A 19837-nucleotide genomic window follows, 5' to 3' on the forward strand; every position below is an offset into this window, starting at 1 on the left:
GAGGAATTATGACTGACTCTGGCGCATACGGCGCTACTCACCCCGGCGTTACCCCCGGCGCTCACCCCGTTTCTGGCGCCGGCATGCTCACCCCCGCCCAGTGGTGTGAGCACAATAGCTGGCAGCTGCCCAACGGCATGCTCTTCTCTGCTGAAGCCGCCGCGAACGACCCGGCGCTGAAGCCTGCCAACTACCGCAGTGCCCTTGATATTGCCGAGATGCTCAACGGGGCTGACGGCAAGAAGCCGACCCCCGAGCAGGTGCGCATGATTGAGGCGGGCCCCGCCCCGACCCTCGTCATTGCCGGTGCCGGTTCGGGCAAGACCGCGACCATGGTTGACCGCGTGATTTGGCTGGTCGACAACGGTTTTGTGCGCCCTGAAGAGGTGCTGGGCGTGACCTTCACCCGCAAGGCAGCAACCGAGTTGCGCAGCCGTATGCGTGCCGGTCTGAACACGCTGCGCCGTAGCCGCCGCGTCGCCCCGACCGATGAGGAACTGCGCGAGGGCATCGCTGACCCGACCGTGCTCACCTACCACTCCTACGCGAATAACCTCGTGAAGGAGTACGGTCTGCGCCTGGGCGTGGAGCAGGACGCGCAGATGCTTGGCGATGCGCAGAAGTGGCAGCTTGCCGCGCAGATTGTGCAGTACTGGGAGGGGGAGCTTCCCCTCGACCACGACGGCGTGCCGGTGTCTGCGGCGACCATGATTAACCAGATGCTGCAGCTCTCGGACGAGTGCGCGGAGCATCTGGTGGAGCCGCAGGAGGTCATTGACTTCTGCACCGAGCAGTTGGCGGCGTATGCGGCGGTGCCTGATCCGCGCCGCGCGACGAAGACTGAGAAGGAGATCCTGAAGGTTCAGCGTCTGCTACGTAACCGCCGAGTGTACGCGCGCATGGCGATGAGCTACGCCCGCGTGAAGGCGCGCATGCAGGTGCTGGATTTTGGTGACCTGATGCGTTTTGCCGCCCGCATTGCGGAGGCTGACCCGGCGATTCGTGAGGGTGAGCGTGCCCGCTTCAAGGTGGTTCTGCTGGATGAGTTCCAGGACACTTCGCACGCGCAGATGCGCTTGTTCTCCTCGATTTACGGCGCCGATGAGGAGGCGGGTATCCCGGCGCATCCGGTGATGGCTGTGGGCGACCCGAAGCAGTCGATTTACGGTTTCCGTGGTGCTTCGGACGGTCAGATGTTCAGCTTCTACCGTCATTTCCCGACCGAGCATGTGCAGCCGCTGTTCCTGTCCATTGCGTGGCGTAACGACATTTCGGTGCTGAACGCGGCAAACCACGTGGCGGAGAAGCTGAAGGAGGTTCCCGAGTGGGTGCGTGCCGCCGACGGCGATATTACCGCCGCTCAGGTTCCCGACCTGCGTCCGCGCTGCGCCCTGGTGGGGGAGCCTGGTTCGCCCGCTTTTGAGCAGGCTGCCGCGGGCATGGTGGGGCGTGTTGATTTGACGTACCACGACTCTGACCGTGAGGAAGCTGTGGCTATTGCCGAGCGTATTGCGGCGATGCGCGCGCAGGCGGTGCGCGAGTATGAGCGCGCCTACGCGGCGCATCGTTCCGGTGATGGTTCGGTGCGTCCGCGCCTGAAGATGCCCGAGATTGCGGTGTTGGCGCGTGTGCACGGTCAGCTGGACCCGATTCGTGTGGAGTGCGAGCGTCTGGGCATTCCGGTGCAGCAGGTGGGTTTGGGCGGTTTGCTCTCCCAACCGGAGGTTGTGGATTTGGTGTCGGCGTTGCGTGTGCTGGCGGATCCGAACCGTTCGGATGCCCTGGCGCGCCTGCTGACGGGTGCGCGTTGGCGTTTGGGTGCGGCGGATATGTTGGCGCTGGGTGATTGGGCGCAGTCGCTGGTGCGTGAGCGTGAGCGTGCCCTGCGTGAGCAGATGGCGTTGCGTATGCTCGCGGAGGCTGAAGACGCCGACGACGCAGCCGCTATCATCCTGCAGGCGGAGCATCTGCATGCCGCCCAGGAACGCCTGGACGAAACCCTCAAGGGCGCGGTGGAGGATTCCTCCGGCTACGCCTCCCTCATTGAGGCGGTGGAGAACCTGCCGCAGGATGGCGCGGACGGCGAACCCCTCTACGGTGAGCAGTACCGCGGCCGCCGCTTCTCCCCGGCGGCGCTGGAGCGTCTGCGTGCTTTCGCTGAGCAGATGCGCGTGCTGCGTGCCGGTTTGAGCGAGGATTTGGGCACGCTGCTGTACGAGATTGAACGGACCATGCTGCTCGATATTGAGCTGGCGGTCCGCCCGGGTACCGACCCGCTGGGTTCGCGCGCGAACCTGGACGCTTTCCACGAGGTTGCCGCCGCCTACGGCATGTCGGCGCCGCGTATTAACGCGATGATTTACGCCGGTTCTGACGGCGTGAGCGCGGAGGAGGGCGATCCGGGTGCGCGCCGCTTCCTGCTGTCTTCGGGCGGCGTGAGCTACGTGATGGGCTTTCTCGCCTGGCTTGAGCGTGCCGATGATGAGGAGAAGGGCCTGGCGCTGGGTGCGGTGGAACCTGACCCGAACGCGGTGCAGCTGATGACCATGCACGCGGCGAAGGGCTTGGAGTGGGATCATGTGCTTCTGCCGGGTCTGTGCGGTAGCGCGACCGGCGGGCAGACCCCGAACCTGTGGCAGATGTCGGCTAATGCGGCTCTGCCCTGGCCGCTGCGTGGCGACCGCGAGTACCTCCCGTCGATCCTTGAGACCATGGAGGAGATTACCGCCTTCGAGAAAGCGAAGGACCTGGAAGACTACCTGGCCGAGCATAAAGATGATGCCGCCGAGCACGCCGGCATGGAGGACCGCCGCCTCATGTACGTGGCGATGACCCGTGCCCGTAACCTGCTGGCGATGAGCGCCTACCGCTGGAAGAGTGCTTCTGTGGCACCTCAGCCGGTGCAACCCTTCTGGGAGGAGCTGATGGAGATGCTTTTCAAGTCGCTCTTCGACATGGGCACGCCCACGGTAGATGCGCCCTCTGTGCGCTTCGAGGAGACGATGGATACCCCCTGGGCGGCGCCGCAGCTGGTGGGTATGGGCCTGTCGTACACAATGCCGAACCCCGCCGATAAGCGCAAAAAGGTGCACCTGAACCATGTGCGCCGCTGGGTTGAGCAGCTGGCCGAGTCGAAGTACCGCCTGACCGAACCGGTGACCCTGGTGCACGGTACGGTCGTGGACCCCTCGAACCTGCCGCCCGCCTCCGATGAGACGGCTCTGCTGGAGGACCTCGAACTCTACCCCGTAGACCCTGACGAGCTCACCCCCGTACAGGCGGAGGCGCGCACGAACGCCCGGGCAACCTACGCCGAGCAGGTGCAACGCTACGCCTGGGCGCTGGTTGAGGTCATGGCTCCCGCCCTCGCGCAGGATTGGCAGCTGGCGGCTCCTTCCGTACGAGCACGCACGGTGGCGGAGAACTGCACCCGCCTGAACCTGCCGGTGCCCGAATGGATCATCGAAGCCACCGAGCGGGAGAAATGGCGTGAGACGCAACCGCCTCAGCCCGGTTTCTCGCCCACGGTGGCGGCGGCGCTGCCGATTGAGGTGCGCGGCCAATTCGCTCAGAAGAACTACGAGGACAGGAACCCGAACCTGGGTGCGGTGCTGACCGCCATGTGGCCTTTTGATCCGCTGGAGCGCCCCGTAATTTGGCGTTGGGCGTCTGATGACGCTCTCACGCAGGGTACAAAGGAGATGCTTCGCCGCGGCCAGCATGAGCACCTGGAACGTGAGATTGCGATTAACTCCTCGAGCCGTCGCGAGGCGGTGGAGCGTGCCGCCCTGGCGGTGGAACTCGCCGTCGGCGCGGGTGACGATGACCTGCACCAGAGCGGGGAGGGTGTAGCGGGGGAGAGCGCAAACCACCCCGCACCCGCCATTCCCGAATCCCTGCGCCAGCAGGCGGTGGACTGGGAACGCGAAGCCGACCTGCTACTGCTCATGATGGGCCAGACCGACCCTGTGCCCAGCAACCAGCTGTCGGGGCACCTGTCCGCATCCACGTTCATTCGCCTGAGCGAGGACCCGCAGGGCACGGTGCATCAGCTGATGCGCCCGGTGCCTCAGCGTCCCTCGCGTGCGGCAACGATTGGTACGGCGGTGCACGCGCTGATTGAGGAGCACTTCGGGGTGGCGCCGAGCGCCGACCCGCTGGAGGCGCCCGACGCGGAGGACACGGTGGGCGTTGACCTGCCGGGTTCCGCTGCCTCCACCGCGCTCGCTGAGTCTACAGAAGACCCCGCAGACCCCTCTGAATCTGCAAGTCCGGCTGACCTGCAGGAGCAGGACGAGTTCACCTTCGAGGACGCCTACGAGGAGTCCGAGAGCGAACTGGAAGCCTCCGTTCAGCGCCTCTGGGAGCGCTTCGCCAACAGCGAGTGGGGCAGCGATGAGTGGAAGGAACGCATCTGGGCGGTCGAGTACCCGGTCGAAACCCATATCGAGGGTCTAAGCCTGCGCGGCCGTATCGACGCGGTGTTCCGCACCGAGGACGAGGACGGCGAACGCTGGGTTCTGGTGGACTGGAAGAGCGGTTCCCGCCCGAAGATGGCGACCATGCAGTCTCGACGCTTCCAGCTGGGCCTGTACCGTATCGCGTTCTCCCGCATTATGGGCGTGGACCCGGAGCGTATCAGCACCGTGTTCGTGTACCTGGGCGGCAAGGGCGTTGCGGAGGTGTGGGATCACCAGATCCGCGGAGGCCTGCCCACGGAGGCGCAGCTGGCGAAGGTGATTCGTGAGGCGCGCAAGGGCTAGGTGGCAGGTCTAGACAACATAGGTAGGCGGCGCTCGCGTGCTAGCGCTTGCTACAACCGAATAGAGAAAAGCAGCTCACGAGGCGTAATGCCTGGTGAGCTGCTTTCCTGCGTGGACTTTTCTGCGCGGACTTTTACGGTTAATGGCAGAGGACGCCTCTTCACCCCACTGCATTAGGGTGATGAGGCGTCCTCAGCCGCTGAAGAACTATGGAGGTACTTCGTGCCCTCGCACGCTCCGGGAAAGAATCGCGCCGAACGACTGCCGCTCTCGCGGCCTCACTCGCGCCGCCGGCGCCCCGTGGGGTTTGCGTGCGTCTTTACTCTCAAACACAACCTCGAAAGTAACTCTATAGATTTCTGCCATCGGTGATTGGTTGCGCGGTGCATGAATCCGGCTCGGGTCTGACATGACCGGTCAGGGTCCCGTCCAATCTGTCTCCCCACTTTATCGCTGCCACGATATCAGCGCTGGTCAGTGCGCTATGGGGAGTGTGTCCGCTGGTTTTCTCGCGGCACAGCAAAAGTATTCCAGGAGTTTTTGAAAAAATCTACAGGGTAAGTTTTTACCCTAAAATGCACTATTTTGAGCATAGTTCAAGGTGAAGTTGATGCTCTGTGGACTCTTGAAATCAAAAGTTGGTTTATGTGGGTTTGTGGCGTATTTGCGTCCGGGAAATATTGTGAATGGCACCTTTAGCGCACCTTCAAGTCTCAGCCTTAATCTGAGTCATTCATGCACAAAAATGCAAAACTGGTGCTCAAAAGGTGAGGGGAAACACTTAAAGAAATTTTGTCAAAAAGGCCACTAAAGCCCTTCCACTAACCCTTATGGGCATAATTTCGTCGGTTTGACAGACACTCGGGGAACTGGTTTCACCGGGCACAGGCAAGCGGATATACCCCCCCGTAAACCCCGGTAGATACAGTTCAGCCCCGCAGCGCAGTACTGCGGGGCTGAACCGAAAACCTATGCGGTAGGTAGAAACCTAACGGCTACCCGAGCCAATAGCTACTCGGCGGGGCCGACCAGCGGGCCGACCTCCTCCTGTCCGAGCAGTTCGCCGGAGGCGCGCAGGTCGTCCTGAATGTCCAGGAGCATGGACACAGCGTGGGTTGCGCCGTCGCGGTCGCCGACCTCCACGGTGTGGGTGAGCCACTGGGCGATCGCGAACTCCGCGTAGAAGTTCGCGCGCTGTGCCAGGTAGGCGTCGGGCAGTTGAGGCATCTGCTGGCGGTAGACCTCGATGGCCTCGTCGGTGAAGTCGATGTCCTGGCAGGAGTACAGCCACGCGAAGTCCTGCGCGGGGTCGCCCACGTGCACATCGGACCAGCCGGTGACCTCCACGATGCGCGCCGTCGAGGGCGTGACATGCAGTACGAGGTTCTCGGCACCCATGTCACCGTGGACCACGCGCGGGCGGAACTGCCACATGGGTCCGGGGGAGAGCACGGTACGCCAGTGCGCGAGCAGGTCGGCGGGCACCTTGCCGGTTGCGGCGGCACGCTCGAGCTCGGCGTTCTTGCGCAGACGAATCTGCTCCGAAGAGTAGGAGGGCAGGTCGGCTTCGTAAATAATGTCTTCGGGCATCACGTGCAGGGTCGCGATGTCCTTGGCGATGATGGACGCCAGGGAGGGGCGGCCCGCCGCAACTTCGCGGCGGCTCAGTTCGGCGAGCTGGTCCACGTCGTAGATGGCGCCGGGGATGTGCGTGTACACGAATACGTTGCCGCCCGCGTAGGGTACGGTGCCGGCAACGGTGGGTACGGCGAAGGGCAGTCGTGCGCGCAGGCCGGGGCTGAACGACTGCAGGATGAGGTGTTCAGCTTCAAGACGCATGCTGGCGTCGGGGCGGCGCGGGGCGCGCACTCGCCAGCGGCGACCGGTGGAGTCGGCGATGATTGCCGAGTCGAAGTCGTCGCTGTCTTCGCGGACCGGTTCGGCGCCGACGGGGTAAATCCCGGGCACTCCGGCGGAGACAATGGCTGCTAGCTGAAGGGGAGATAAAGTCACGGGTTAAGGTTACCAAACCAATGTGTGCCGTTTAGTAGTTTTTAGGATCTTTATGCCAAGTGGTGAAGATACTTGTGGACAAGCCTAAACGTGCTCGCTTGCGCTGCCTGTTGAGCTTCTACTTGCCCACTCCAAAAGAGGCGGGTTCCTCACGCCCTGAATGAAAGCAACAGCTAAGAAGCCGCGGCGGGTCTGGAGAACACCGTCTGGGAGAACACGGTCTGGGAGAATACAATGGAAGACCGGCTATCAGCGCCTCGTGCACCCGCATGCCCGTATATCCGCATGCCCGCGCGAGCGTAAGCCCTCTGCCCGTACCGCCCGCCTCACTGATGGAGCATTATGACCGCCACACCTCAGCAGCCTCAGCATATGATCTCCGCAGACGATATTCTTGCCGGGCTTGACCCGGATCAGCGTGCGGTCGCCACCGAGCTGGACGGCCCCATGCGCGTGCTGGCGGGTGCCGGTACCGGTAAGACCCGCGCGATTACGCACCGCATCGCCTACGGTATTGCGATTGGTCGCTACCAGGGCCCGCGCGTGCTCGCCTTGACCTTTACCCTGCGTGCGGCGGAGGAGATGCGCACCCGCCTGCACCAGCTGGGTGCGCACGGCGTGCAGGCGCGTACTTTCCACTCGGCGGCGCTGCGTCAGCTGGTGTATTTCTGGCCGCAGGTGGTGGGCGGTACGTTCCCGTCCATTGTGCAGAACAAAGCCTCGCTGATTACGGAGGCGGCGAACCGTCTGCGCATCAGTACGGACCGTTCCCTGCTGCGTGATTTGGCGTCGCTGATTGAGTGGGCGAAGGTTCAGCTGCTCACCCCGGACACCATCATGCAGCGTCTGAGCGAGAAACAGCTGCCCTCGGCGATTACCCCGCAGAATATGCAGCGTATTTTCCAGGCGTATGAGGATTTGAAGGATGAGCGTAACCTCATCGACTTTGAGGACGTGCTGCTGCTGACCATCGCCATGCTGGAGGAGGACGAGAAGCTCGCCGCGACCGTCCGCAACCAGTACCGCCATTTTGTGGTGGACGAGTACCAGGACGTGTCCCCGCTGCAGCAGCGTCTGCTGGATGTGTGGCTGGGCGGCCGCGACGATATTTGCGTGGTGGGCGACGCCTCCCAGACGATTTATTCTTTTACCGGCGCGACCAGCCGTTACCTGCTGGATTTTCCGCGCCGGTACCGTGGCGCGCATACGGTGAAGTTGACCCGCGACTACCGCTCCCACTCGCAGGTGGTGGAGCTGGCGAACCGTCTGCTGGCGGCGCGTCGTCCGCATCCGGATTCGAGCCCGCATTCGTGGGCGCCGCCGCTGGAGCTGATGTCTCAGCGCGGCCCCGGCGTGGATGTGGAGTGGTTCGGCTACGCGGATGATGAGCAGGAGGCCGCCGGCATTGCCGAGGATATCCGCGACCTGATTGAGAAGGACGGCGTGCCGCCTTCGGAGATTGCGGTGCTGTTCCGCACGAACGCGCAGTCGGCGGCGATTGAGTCTGCGCTGGCTACCGCCCATATTCCGTACCAGCTGCGTGGCGCTGAGCGTTTCTTTGAGCGCCCCGAGGTCAAGCAGGCGATGCTTGCCCTGCGCGGTTCGGCGAAGTCCACGGACGGTACCGAAGATGTCACTCGCTACACCCGTGACGTGCTTGGCGGCCTGGGTTTTAAGGAGGAAGGCCCGCTCACTGGCGGTGCTGCCCGCCAGAAGTGGGAGTCCCTCGCCGCCCTGGTGCACATGGTGGACATGATGGCGCAGAACCGCCAGGAGCAACTTCGGGAGCACCGCGCGAACCCGCGCCCGGGCGTACCCGAGCCGCTACCTTTGACCATGCACGAGGTGGTGGCGACCCTGAACCACCGCAGCGAATTCAATGACGCCCCGCAGGTCAATGGTGTAACCCTCGCCTCCCTGCACGCGGCTAAGGGCTTGGAGTGGGACGCCGTGTTCCTGTGCGGTCTGAACGAGGGCCTCATGCCGATTACTTTTGCGACCACCCCGGATGAGGTGGATGAGGAGCGCCGCCTGCTGTACGTGGGCATTACGCGCGCCCGCAAGTACCTGTGGCTGACCTGGACGATGACCCGCACCGTGGGCGGTCGCGGTCAGCGTAAGCGTTCGCGTTTCCTGGACGATATTGATCCGGCGAAGCGCCGCCGCAGGGCTGAGAGTGCCGGCTCGTTGTATAGCCAGGCTCGCCCGGCTCAGCCCCGTGCCACGCAGCCCCGCCGTTCGTCGAAGGGAAGAGGAGATTATGGCTCAGCGTTTTAAGCGTGAAATTCTGCCCGCCACCGATGACCGCCCGCAGATTGAGCTGGTCCGCTCGGCGCGCCGCACCCGCACCATCAGCATGCAACGCGACGGTGAGGATGCGCACGGCAACCCCGCCTACCGCCTGCTCATTCCCGCCGCGAGCACGAGCGAAGAGATTGACGAGCATATTGCCCGCCTGCTGCCGCGCATTCAGCGTCGTGCCGCGCGCCGTGAGCGTGCCACGCAGCTGACGGTCACGGACGAGTACCTGCGCTCCCGCGCCCTGCACCTGGCGCAGAAGCATCTGCCGGAGCTGGTTGCCTCGGGCAGGGTGGAGAAGCTGTCGATTCGTTGGGTGAGCAATCAGCGTCAGCGCTGGGGTTCGGCAACCTACGCGAACACGCAGATCCGCATCTCCTCGGAGCTGCAGGGCGTACCCGAGTACGTGCTGGATTCGGTGATTCACCACGAGCTCTGCCACCTCATCCAGCCGAATCATTCGGCGGCGTTCCGCACTCTGGAGGCGCGCTACCCGCAGCTGCTGCGGGCGCAGGCCTACCTGGAGGGGTACGCGCTGGGGCGCTCGCGTGCCGAGGGCGAACGTGCCGAGGGTGAGCGCGGCGAAAACAGCGCCAACTAAAGCACCGCTGAAAACCTATCAACCAAAACACTCCAGCCAAAACACTTGAGCGGGGGTGGCTTGTACATTCACAAGCCACCCCCGCTCGAGGTATCAGTTATTTACTTCGCTCAGCTTTACTTTTCTTCGGGCGCATCGCCGAAGCCGCCGTCCAGCAGCTTCTGCAGTTCCGAGTCGAAGTCCACGTCGTCCAGGCTGATTTTGTTCATGCGCGCATCGTATGCGGTGAAGTCTTCCAGCTCGGCGGGGGTGGGCAGGGTCTCCGGGGTGTCCCAGAGGCCGTCGCGCGCCTCAATGCCGTGGGATTCTTCGTACCAGCGCCAGAACTGCTGTGCTTCACGCACCAGGCGCGGGCGCAGTTCCAGACCGACCAGGTTCTCAAAGACCTGCTCGCTGGGGCCACCGTCGATGCGGCGGCGCGCCATGATTTCGGTCAGCTGCGGTGCCTTGGGCAGGTTGCGGGTCGCGTCCTCGGTGACGACGGATACCCAGCCTTCGATGAGGGCGAGCAGACCCTCCAGACGCTGCACCGCCAGTTCCTGGTCTTCGGTGCGCTGGGGGCTGAACATGCCGCCTTCGAAGGCTTCCTGTACGGCGTCGGGGTTGCTCATGTCCACCTGGGATGCGGCGTCCTGCATGCGGTTCATGTCCACGCGAATGCCGCGGGCGTAGCGCGCCACGAGCTGAACCAGGTCTTCACGCAGCCAGGGGTTTGCCTTGTGCAGGCGGATCAGCGCGGATTCACGCACGGCAAGGTAGAGCAGAACCTCCTGCGGGGGCACCTCAATGTTCTCGGCGAGCTGCTGGTAGCCGTTGGGCAGCAGTGCGGAGGAACCGGGCGCGAGGGGGAAGCCCACGTCGGTGGAGGAGTAGACCTCACCGGCGAGCTGCGCGAGCGCCTGCGCCATCTGCGCGCCAAAAATCACGGAACCAATGTTGTTCAAGAAGCCGCTGTTGAGAATCTGAGAGATCTCTTCGGGCACGTCGTCGGGTGCGCCGGGCATGACCATGGACTGGGTGACTTCGGCTGCGACCGGCTCGACCATTTCGCGCCAGGAGTCGAAGGAATGCTCAACCCATTCCGCCTTGGACCACGCCTGTACCGGGTGGTTGTGGCGCTCAATGGTGGTCACTGCGTCCAGCCAGAGGTCTGCGAGGTTCGCCGCGTCTTCTACGGCACGCTTGAGGTTTTCGGGTACGGAGGGGTCTTCACCCATGGAGGCGAGCATCTGGCGGGTCTGGTTCTTCACGTTATCCCAGTTCACACCGCTGGGGCTGTCGGATGCGCCCGCACCGGAGAACATCGCCTGTACCTGCGCGAACATGCTCTGCATCATGGCGGGGTCGAAGCTCATGCCCATGTTCTTCAGGTCTTCGGGGTCGATGCTGATGCCGAAGGGGTTCTGGCCGCCTTCGCCGAAGAGCGCGCCGAAGGGATTCTGTGCGTTGTTGGAGGTGCCCTTGCCGCCCTGGCCGGTTGCCCCTGCGGAGGGGTCGAAGCCCTGCTCCTGCATCTTCTTAAGGAATTCTTCGAGGGGGTCGCGCTCGTTGGAGGCGCCGCCGGTGGGGTTCTCAGACATGTGAAGCCTTTCGTAATCCGGGGGTGGGCGCAGCTGGCCCGCTCGCTGTCCAGCCTACCGATTTTTGCTGAGAATTTCCCGCGCTATTGCTGTGGAGGCGGGTTAATCAGCTGAGGGCTCACAAGCTTGTCTTTGGGCACGGTTTTTGGGAGCTTTTTCGTGCCGCTGACACAGCGCGGCGCGGGTCAGGTACGGGTCAGGCGCGGGTCAGGTACGGGTCAGAGCGTGAACGCCTCCTGGGGCTCTATTTTTAGCGGGGTCCCGGTGCCCGCCCACGTGTTGAAAAGCAGGTTTATCCGGTACTGTAGAAACCATGACTAAGTCCACCCCCGATGCTGAGCAGCAGCCGAACGCCGCCTCCGCGAGCGTGAAGAGTAATGAGAAGGCGACCAAGCGCCGTTCGCGTTTTGCGCCGCGCCGCGTGAACCTGCGTTCGGTGAGCGCTGTGGCGACGTGCGCCCTGCTGGCTGGTGCTTTTGTTCTGCCCAGTTCCTACGTGAAGGAGGGCCCCGGCCCGCTCTTTGACGTGCTTGGAACCTACCAGGAGAAGGACGTCATTGAGATCTCTGGCGCGCCCAGCTATAAGACGTACGGCAAGATGAACATGACCACGGTGTCGGTTTCGGGTGGCCCGTACACGGAGCTGTCCGGCGCGGAGGCGTTCTACGGCTGGTTGGCGTTTGACGGTAACCGCAGCCTCGTGGTGCCGACCGATGCCCTGTACCCGCACGTGAGCCATGAGCAGGCGACGGCGGCGACCGGCGCGCAGATGGCTGATTCGCAGACTCAGGCGAAGGTCGCGGCGATGCGCCAGCTGAAGATGGCGGTGACCGAGAAGGTTCAGGTGCTTTCCACGGTGGAGGGTTCCCCGGCGGCGAGCGCGCTGAAGGCTGATGACCGTATCGTGAAGGTGGGGGAGAAGCAGATTGAGACTCTCACCGATGTTCCGAAGGCGGTAAACGCCTCGAACGGTTCGCCGATTGACGTGACCGTGGAACGTGACGGCACGCAGCAGACGTTTAAGCTGACCCCGGTTCGTTCCAGCGACAATAGCCGCTGGATTCTGGGAGCGGGTTTGAAGCAGAGCTATGACCTGCCGGCGCACGTGCAGTACAATCTGGACGGTGTGGGCGGCCCGAGCGCGGGTCTGATGCTGGCGCTGGGCACAGTCGATAAGCTGAGTGAGGGTACTCTGCTCGCCGATGAGGATGCCGGAGGCGACCCGTACCGCAGCTACATTTCGGGTACCGGCACGATTGATGCGAACGGTAAGGTCGGCGCAATTGGCGGCATCAAGTACAAGATTCTTGCGACGGGCCGTTACGGTGCGCGCTACTTCTTGGCGCCTAAGGAGAACTGCGATTCGATTGTGAAGATGCAGGCTGAGGACCCGGCACTGTTCAACTACTACCACGCAGGCCAGGTCAAGGGCGAGATGGTGGTAATCCCTGTCTCAACCCTGGAGGAGGCGGTGAAGACGGTGGAGGCGATTAAGTCCGGCACCCCGGATGATTCCCTGCCCCGCTGCGGTTCCTAACGTAACGTTTCTCTCCGCGAGGTTCTCACCCGTATAGCGTAGAAGTCAGCCCCGGTACTTTACGGTACCGGGGCTGTTCTGCGCCCTCCTTACCTCTTTTATCTGCTGTATTTCGCCCCGAGCTTCTACGAGGTTCTGCCCTTCCGCGTTACCTCTGAGATACTTAAAGGCAGTTATTTTCTCTGAACGTATGATGAGCGAGGAATTGTGTCTGAGTCGACCAATAGCACCGCGCATCCCAAGCCGAAGAAGTCAACGCCCAAGCGCCGTAGCCCCCTGAGGGCAACGATTGCTGTGGTGGCGGTGCTCATTGCTGCTTTTGTGGGTGCGTCCCAGGTGTACACGGACTGGCTGTGGTTTGATCAGCTGGGTTATAGCTCCGTGTTCACTACCCAGATTTTGTTGAAGGCTGCCGTGTTTGTGGTGGCTGCCGTGGTGATTGCTGTGCCGCTGTGGGCTTCGATGTCGTACGCGGTCCGTCATGCTGATGTGGCGCCGGCGTCCGAGAAGAAGCCGCAGGAGGCGCCGAACCCGAATCAGAGCGTGCCGACGAGCGGTACGGATGCTGCCGAGCAGATGTTGCGCGACGTGTTTGGTCAGCAGCGTGCTGAGGAGAGCATGCGCCGCTACCGCGAGAGCGTGGATAAGGCGCGTAAGGTTCTGCTGGTTGCGGTTCCGCTGCTGCTGGGTCTGTTCATTGCTTCGGCGACGATGACTCAGTGGAGTACCGTCGCGCTGTTCTTCAACCAGCAGTCCTTCGGTAAGACTGACCCGGAGTTCGGCCTGGATTACGGGTTCTTCCTGTTTGCATTGCCGTTCTTCCGCATGGTGGTGACTTTGGTGACCTCCGCTGTGGTGCTGTCGGCGCTCGCGGGCGTGTTCATGCACTACTTCTACGGCGGTATTAAGGTTCAGCCCGGTGGTGTGAGCACTACGGTGGCGTTCCGTCGTCATGCTGCGATTGTGGTGGCTGCGTTCTTGCTGACTCGTGCGGTGAGCTTCTGGCTGGATCGTTATTCGTCGACTCAGCAGCAGGTGGGCCGCTGGGCTGGCGCAATGTACACGGACGTGAACTCGTCAATCCCGGTGAACGCTATTTTGGCGATTTCTGCGTTGCTGGTGGCTGTTATGTTCGTGGTGGCAGCTTCGATGAATCGTTGGCGTCTGCCGCTGATTAGTACCGCGATGCTGGTGATTGTTGCTCTGGTTGCTGGTGGCCTGTACCCGTGGATTGTTCAGCGTTTCCAGGTGGTTCCGAATGAGCAGGGTGCCCAGTCGAAGTTCATTCAGCGCAATATTGATGCGACCCGTTACGCGTACGGTCTGGACAAGATTGAGACCACCCCGTATGACGCGACGATTGATACCCGTGCCGGTGCGTTGAGCTCTTCGAGTGCGACCATTGCGAATATTCGTCTGTTGGATCCGAATGTTGTGTCCTCGGCGTTTGCGCAGATGCAGCAGTTCCGCCCGTACTACCGTTTTGATTCGCAGCTGTCGGTGGACCGCTATGCGGTGGGTAACACCACGCAGGATACGGTGTTGGCGGCTCGTGAGCTGAACCCGGCGCAGACGAACGGTGATTCTTGGTATAACCGCCACGTGGTGTACACCCACGGTTACGGTGTGATTGCCGCGTACGGTAACCAGGTGGATTCTGCGGGTAACCCGAAGTTCTTGCAGTCCGGCATTAAGGCGACCGGTACTCTGAGCGAGGATTATGAGCCGCGTATTTACTTTGGCATGAGCTCGCCGGAGTATTCGATTGTGGGCGGTAAGGGCGACACCCTGGAGCTGGACCGTCCGCTTTCTGCTGAGGAGACCAACTCCTCCGACGCGAAGTACACTTTCGCCGGTTATGGTGGTCCTCGCGTTGATTCGATGCTGGCCCGTATCTCGTATGCGATTAAGTTCCAGTCCTCTGACATTCTGCTTTCGGATGCGGTGCGTGAGGGTTCGCAGATTCTGTATGAACGCAACCCGCTGGACCGTGTGCGTAAGGTGGCGCCGTACCTGAGCGTGGATTCTAAGCCGTACCCGGCGATTGTGAATAACCGCGTGCAGTGGATTGTGGATGCTTACACTACGAGCGATCAGTTCCCCTACGCGCAGGGTAGCTCCCAGGACGCGGCAACCGCTGCGGGTGCTCAGCGTTCTAACTCGGTGAATTACATCCGTAATTCGGTGAAGGCTACGGTGGACGCGTATGACGGTTCGGTGACCCTGTACGCGTGGGATGAGGAGGATCCGGTGCTGAAGGCGTGGCAGGGCGTTTTCCCCGGCACGGTGAAGAGCTACCGTGAGATGAACGCTTCGCTGATGAGCCACGTGCGTTACCCGACTGACATGTTCAATATTCAGCGCACCATGCTGAACAAGTACCACGTGACGAACGCGAATAGCTTCTACGCCGGTGACGATGTTTGGTCGATTCCGAACGACCCGACGAATGATCGTAACCAGCCGATTTCGCCCTACTACCTGTCCCTGCAGATGCCTGGGGATTCTCGTGCGCACTTCTCGTTGACGACTACGTTCATTCCTCAGCAGAGCGATTCGAACTCTCGTAACGTGATGTATGGCTTCCTTGCGGCTAATGGTGATGCCGGTACCGGTAAGGACGGCGAGCGTAGCCCCGATTACGGCAAGTTGCGTCTGCTGGAGTTGCCGCGTTCTTCGGTGGTTCCTGGTCCGGGTCAGGCTCAGAATATTTTCAACTCTGATGCTGAGGTGTCGAACCAGCTGAACCTGCTGCGCCGTGGTTCCTCTGAGGTTATTAACGGCAATATGCTGACTCTGCCGGTGGGCGGCGGCATGCTGTACGTTCAGCCGGTGTACGTGCAGTCGAGCGGTGACGCTAAGTACCCGCGTCTGCAGCGTGTGCTGGTGAGCTTCGGCGATAAGGTCGGTTTCGCTCCGACTCTGGAGGAGGCGCTGAACCAGGTGTTTGGTGGCTCTTCGGGCGCGAAGCTGGACGGCTCGGCGCCGGCTAGCCCGTCTGCGTCTGCCTCTGGCTCCTCGGGTACTTCGGGCGCTTCGACCGGCGGTTCGTCGGCTTCGCAGTCTTCGGAGCTGAAGCAGGCTCTGACGGATGCCTCGAAGGCGATGACCGATGCTGATGCGGCAATGAAGAAGGGTGACTGGGCTGCCTACGGTGAGGCTCAGAAGCGTCTGGAAGCAGCCGTGAAGAAGGCTCTGGAGGCTGAGGAGGCGCAGAGCGCGGCTTCCGCTAAGGCTTCTGCATCGGCAGCGCCCAGCGCCTCGGCGGCTCCGAGCGCAGCGGCTAGCGCTAAGCCCAGCGCGAGCCTTTCGACTTCTCACTAGGATGCCTGAGGCGGCGGGGGAGTAGCGCATACCGGATGCTCACGGATCGGATGTCCACGGGTCTAGCGTCCTCGCTCTAGAACCGGGGCCTGCACTGGATACGGCTCCTACTGACTACCTCTAGCGGTCTCTGACGGAACGGGGTGGAAGTGTATCGCTTCCACCCCGTTCCTGTATGTTCTACCCCTGGCACTGCCCCGTAGCCCCTATTCCTACCCAACTGCTTTCTACCCAACTGCTTTCTACCCAACTGCTTTCTACCCAACAGCCCCTATTTTTGTGTGCTTGGTTACAAATCGCGTTTTTGGCTTGCATGCCCGGTTTGGGGTCTGTATAGTTGTATGAGTCGCCGCGGGGTGGAGCAGTTCGGTAGCTCGCCGGGCTCATAACCCGGAGGTCGCAGGTTCAAATCCTGTCCCCGCAACCAGAAAAACCCGGTATCTCAACGAAAAGTCGCTGAGATACCGGGTTTTGTTTTGCCCTGACGAGACCGAATCCCTATGTTATTCCCTACCTTTCAGCCAAACTCAGGCCCGTCGTCGAGGTGGGGGGAGGGGGGACTATCACCCAACATCGAGGACTATCATCCAACGCCCCTTCGGGGCGTATGACTATCTTCGCTCGTGCATGATCTCGTGGGAGGGAGGTTGCAGAGGAGGATTTTCACCGCCTAATCGGCGTTGATACCGGCTGTTTACCGCCTGAAAATGCAAAAGCGGTATAGCATTTTCCCTCGTATCTCAACCGAATCCCAACCCTTTACCGCCTTCACCGCCTAAAACCGAAAACTTTTATATATACACACGCATATGTAGGAAGATGAACACTCGCGTGTACACTTTTTAGAAATTAGGCGGTAGAGGCGGCAACACACCATGTTTTGACTGATATACCAACGTTTTCGATATACCGCTTAGCCTCAAACAGGCGGTAACTAAGCGGTGAAAGAGTAGCGTCCCGCATAGTGGTGTAACCGTGTGGTGATTGGCCCGTTGCTTGTGATGGGTGCGGTCACCGTGTGATCCTTCGAGAAAGCTCTTCTACTTCTGACTCGAAATGATTTGGAGGCACAACGATGACCGCTCCTCATATTATCGACCCTGCTGGCATGCTTGGCGAGGCGTTGTCCCAGGCATCCCCAGATTTGATGCGTTCCTTGCTCCAGCACGTCATTAACGCGTTGCTATCAGCGGACGCTGATGCGGTGTGCGGGGCCCAGTGGGGTCAACAAGATCCGCAGCGTCACACCAGGCGCAACGGGTATCGCTACCGGCCCCTGGACACCAGGGTCGGCACCATCGACGTGGCGATCCCCAAGCTGCGCTCAGGCACCTACTTCCCAGAATGGTTACTGCAACGGCGCAAACGCTGTGAAACCGCGTTGATCACAGTGGTCGCTGACTGCTACCTGGCAGGAGTATCCACGCGCCGTATGGACAAGCTCGTCAAAACCCTGGGGATCACAGGACTGTCCAAGTCCCAGGTCTCACGGATGGCAACAGACCTCGACGAACACGTGGACCAGTTCCGCAACCGGCCCCTCCACGATGCCGGGCCTTTCACCTTCGTCGCCGCTGACGCACTGACCATGAAAGTACGCGAAGGAGGACGCGTCGTCTCGTGCGCGGTTCTGGTTGCCACCGGAGTCAACAATGACGGACACCGCGAAGTGCTGGGGGTGCGCGTGTCCACCAGCGAGACCGCTCCAGCCTGGAAGGAGTTCTTCGCCGACCTGGTCGCCCGAGGCCTGACCGGCGTGCGCCTGGTCACCAGTGATGCCCATCTGGGCCTGGTTGAGGCCATCGCCGCCAACCTACCCGGAGCCACCTGGCAACGATGCCGTACCCACTACGCCGCTAATCTCATGTCCGTCACCCCCAAAGCACTATGGCCCGCTGTCAAAGCGATGCTGCACTCGGTGTATGACCAGCCCGACGCGGCATCGGTCAACGCTCAATACGACCGGCTCTTGGACTACGTCCACGACAAGCTCCCCGCCGTGTGTGATCACCTCGATCAAGCCAGGGCAGACGTCCTCGCGTTCGCGTCCTTCCCCACCGGGGTGTGGACCCAGATCTGGTCCAACAACCCCAACGAACGCCTCAACCGCGAAATCCGCCGCCGCACCGACACCGTGGGAATCTTCCCCAACCGACAAGCAATCATCCGCCTAGTCGGAGCCGTCCTCGCCGAACAAAACGACGAATGGGCCGAAGGCCGACGCTACCTCAGCCTCGACATCCTCACCAAATCACGACTCACACCACAACCCACCGGGCAGGAGGACACCCCACTCCAACTCAGCGCATAACCCAACCCGAAGGACACAAAACGATTACACCACTCCACAGGACTTGACCTGAGCAAGAGCACGTTCTACAATTGACGCATAAGTTCAAGGGGGTTCGCATGACCGCTTACGACCACTCGTCGGGGTACACCTACGGCACCGATGCCGTCCCCACGTCTCCGCTCACACTCGAGGATCTACGCCAGATTGAGGCCGCCGCGCACGTCCAGCCCGGTGACGCAGAGCTGCTCGCGCGAGCAGAACCCATCCTGGCGCCGCATGCCATGGAAATGGTCGACACGTGGCGCGGGATTTTGGCTCAAAAGACCTACCTGGCAGCACATTCCGCGCATCCGGATGGACAGCCGAACCCCGAGTACGCGCAGGCGTCAAAGCCCCGATTCGCCCAGTGGATCATCGACATGTGCACGCGCGAGCGGGATCAGGCGTGGTTGGACTACCAGTACCTGATTGGAGCTCGACACATGACCGCGGCGAAGAACGCGGCGGATGGGGCGGACTCGACGCCATTCGTGCCTCTGCGCTACGTGCTCGCCTTCATCGCGCCGACTGTGGAGGTCGGGCACCGTCTCCTGGCGGAGGGCTTCGAGGGCGCAGAACTGGACGCTGTCCGTGACGCGTGGACTCGCGCTGTGACTGTCGCCGTGACAGTGTGGGCGTATGCCTACCGCGATCACCCCGAGCAATTCTGATCCGGCGCTCGCCACCTACGACTCCCCCATCGGCCGCCTCACGCTTGATAGCGGTGTATTCGTCTTTCGCACTCTCTGACTGCTCTCCCTGGAAGCCTCAGTGGCTTCCAGGGAGAGCTTTCTTTCTGGGTTATAGGACACTACGTGTTGCTGGTTGGGTGACTTTTCGGCTTTCTGGTGCGGGAAAGTCACTCTTTCAGTTGGTCGTGTTTGCCTCGTTCCTGTGAATACTGCATCGTGCTCTGTGTGTGGCTGCCCCATGATCCGTCACGGTAAGAAGTCAACAGGAGGTCCTTTGAAGATCGCGGTGGTAGAAGTCCGCTCATCATCAAGGACCTCGACCTCTACCCACAACCCCCGACCAATACCTGGTCACCCACACTCAACTCGGAAGAGCCGGAAATAGCCTTCGTGATAGCGGAATAAAACGAAGGTGTGGAACTTGCAAGGACCGATCTCAAACTGGGATTCGATAGAACAGTTTAGCAAACGCTGACTTCGCTTTGCCGTCACTTGGAAACCTATCCGTTGGAAGTGCAGCTATCCTCACATACGCTTTTCCAAGTGAAGTATAGCTATGCACGTTTCACCGACGTTAGTAAAAACCCCGAACTTATCGCAGCCAACAGAAACCCGGTAGAAAATATATAGGAGCCAAAGGTGGCGCCTTTTAAAATCCAAGTCGTGGGAACGACAGCAAACAAGATCGGTGAGGTCG

The 19837-nt window shown here is 61.5% G+C and carries 9 protein-coding genes and 1 tRNA gene; 8 read left to right on the plus strand and 2 right to left on the minus strand.

Translation table 11 applies throughout. The features are described 5' to 3' along the window. The first annotated feature begins 8 nt into the window (after positions 1-8). On the plus strand, positions 9-4763 hold the full coding sequence (locus RM6536_RS06670; RefSeq protein WP_060824526.1) for an ATP-dependent DNA helicase: 4755 nt from the start codon (positions 9-11) through the stop codon (positions 4761-4763). Between the two features lie 1011 nt (positions 4764-5774). Here the strand turns inward: RM6536_RS06670 and RM6536_RS06675 are convergent. Beyond that, the gene (locus RM6536_RS06675) at positions 5775-6776 is read right to left on the minus strand and encodes a phosphotransferase (protein ID WP_060824527.1); all 1002 of its coding nucleotides are present in this window, start codon (positions 6774-6776) and stop codon (positions 5775-5777) included. Between the two features lie 342 nt (positions 6777-7118). On the opposite strand from RM6536_RS06675, the gene RM6536_RS06680 reads away from it, so the two are divergent. Both RM6536_RS06680 and RM6536_RS06685 read left to right on the plus strand, forming a co-directional pair. Continuing rightward, the gene (locus RM6536_RS06680; RefSeq protein WP_060824528.1) at positions 7119-9053 is read left to right on the plus strand and encodes an ATP-dependent helicase; all 1935 of its coding nucleotides are present in this window, start codon (positions 7119-7121) and stop codon (positions 9051-9053) included. Further along, complete coding sequence (locus RM6536_RS06685) at positions 9037-9675, plus strand: M48 family metallopeptidase (RefSeq protein WP_060824529.1); 639 nt, start codon at positions 9037-9039, stop codon at positions 9673-9675. The genes RM6536_RS06680 and RM6536_RS06685 overlap by 17 nt, the downstream gene beginning before the upstream one ends. Before the next feature lie 116 nt (positions 9676-9791). On the opposite strand, the gene RM6536_RS06690 is transcribed toward RM6536_RS06685, so the two are convergent. Further along, positions 9792-11255, minus strand: a complete 1464-nt coding sequence (locus tag RM6536_RS06690; protein ID WP_060824530.1) for a zinc-dependent metalloprotease — start codon at positions 11253-11255, stop codon at positions 9792-9794. A 313-nt stretch (positions 11256-11568) separates the two neighbouring features. Here RM6536_RS06690 and RM6536_RS06695 point away from each other — a divergent pair, with 313 nt between their 5' ends. The 5 genes from RM6536_RS06695 to RM6536_RS06715 all read left to right on the plus strand — a co-directional run bounded on the left by RM6536_RS06695 (position 11569) and on the right by RM6536_RS06715 (position 19119). Next, positions 11569-12792: a PDZ domain-containing protein gene (locus RM6536_RS06695; protein WP_060824531.1), complete on the plus strand. Its 1224-nt coding sequence runs from the start codon at positions 11569-11571 to the stop codon at positions 12790-12792. A 207-nt stretch (positions 12793-12999) separates the two neighbouring features. Continuing rightward, a complete protein-coding gene (locus tag RM6536_RS06700; RefSeq protein ID WP_060824532.1) occupies positions 13000-16116 on the plus strand; it encodes a UPF0182 family protein in 3117 nt (1038 codons plus the stop codon). Positions 16117-16466: 350 nt separating this feature from the next. Further along, positions 16467-16543 (plus strand) — tRNA-Met (locus RM6536_RS06705). 648 nt (positions 16544-17191) lie between these two features. Continuing rightward, a complete protein-coding gene (locus RM6536_RS06710; protein WP_005505322.1) occupies positions 17192-18427 on the plus strand; it encodes an IS256 family transposase in 1236 nt (411 codons plus the stop codon). 98 nt (positions 18428-18525) lie between these two features. Further along, positions 18526-19119, plus strand: coding sequence for a protoglobin domain-containing protein (locus RM6536_RS06715; protein ID WP_005505324.1), 594 nt, complete (start codon positions 18526-18528; stop codon positions 19117-19119). The last annotated feature ends 718 nt before the right edge of the window (positions 19120-19837 follow it).

Origin of the sequence: Rothia mucilaginosa (assembly GCF_001548235.1) — a bacterium.
In the GTDB taxonomy this organism is placed as follows: Bacteria; Actinomycetota; Actinomycetes; order Actinomycetales; family Micrococcaceae; genus Rothia; species Rothia mucilaginosa_B.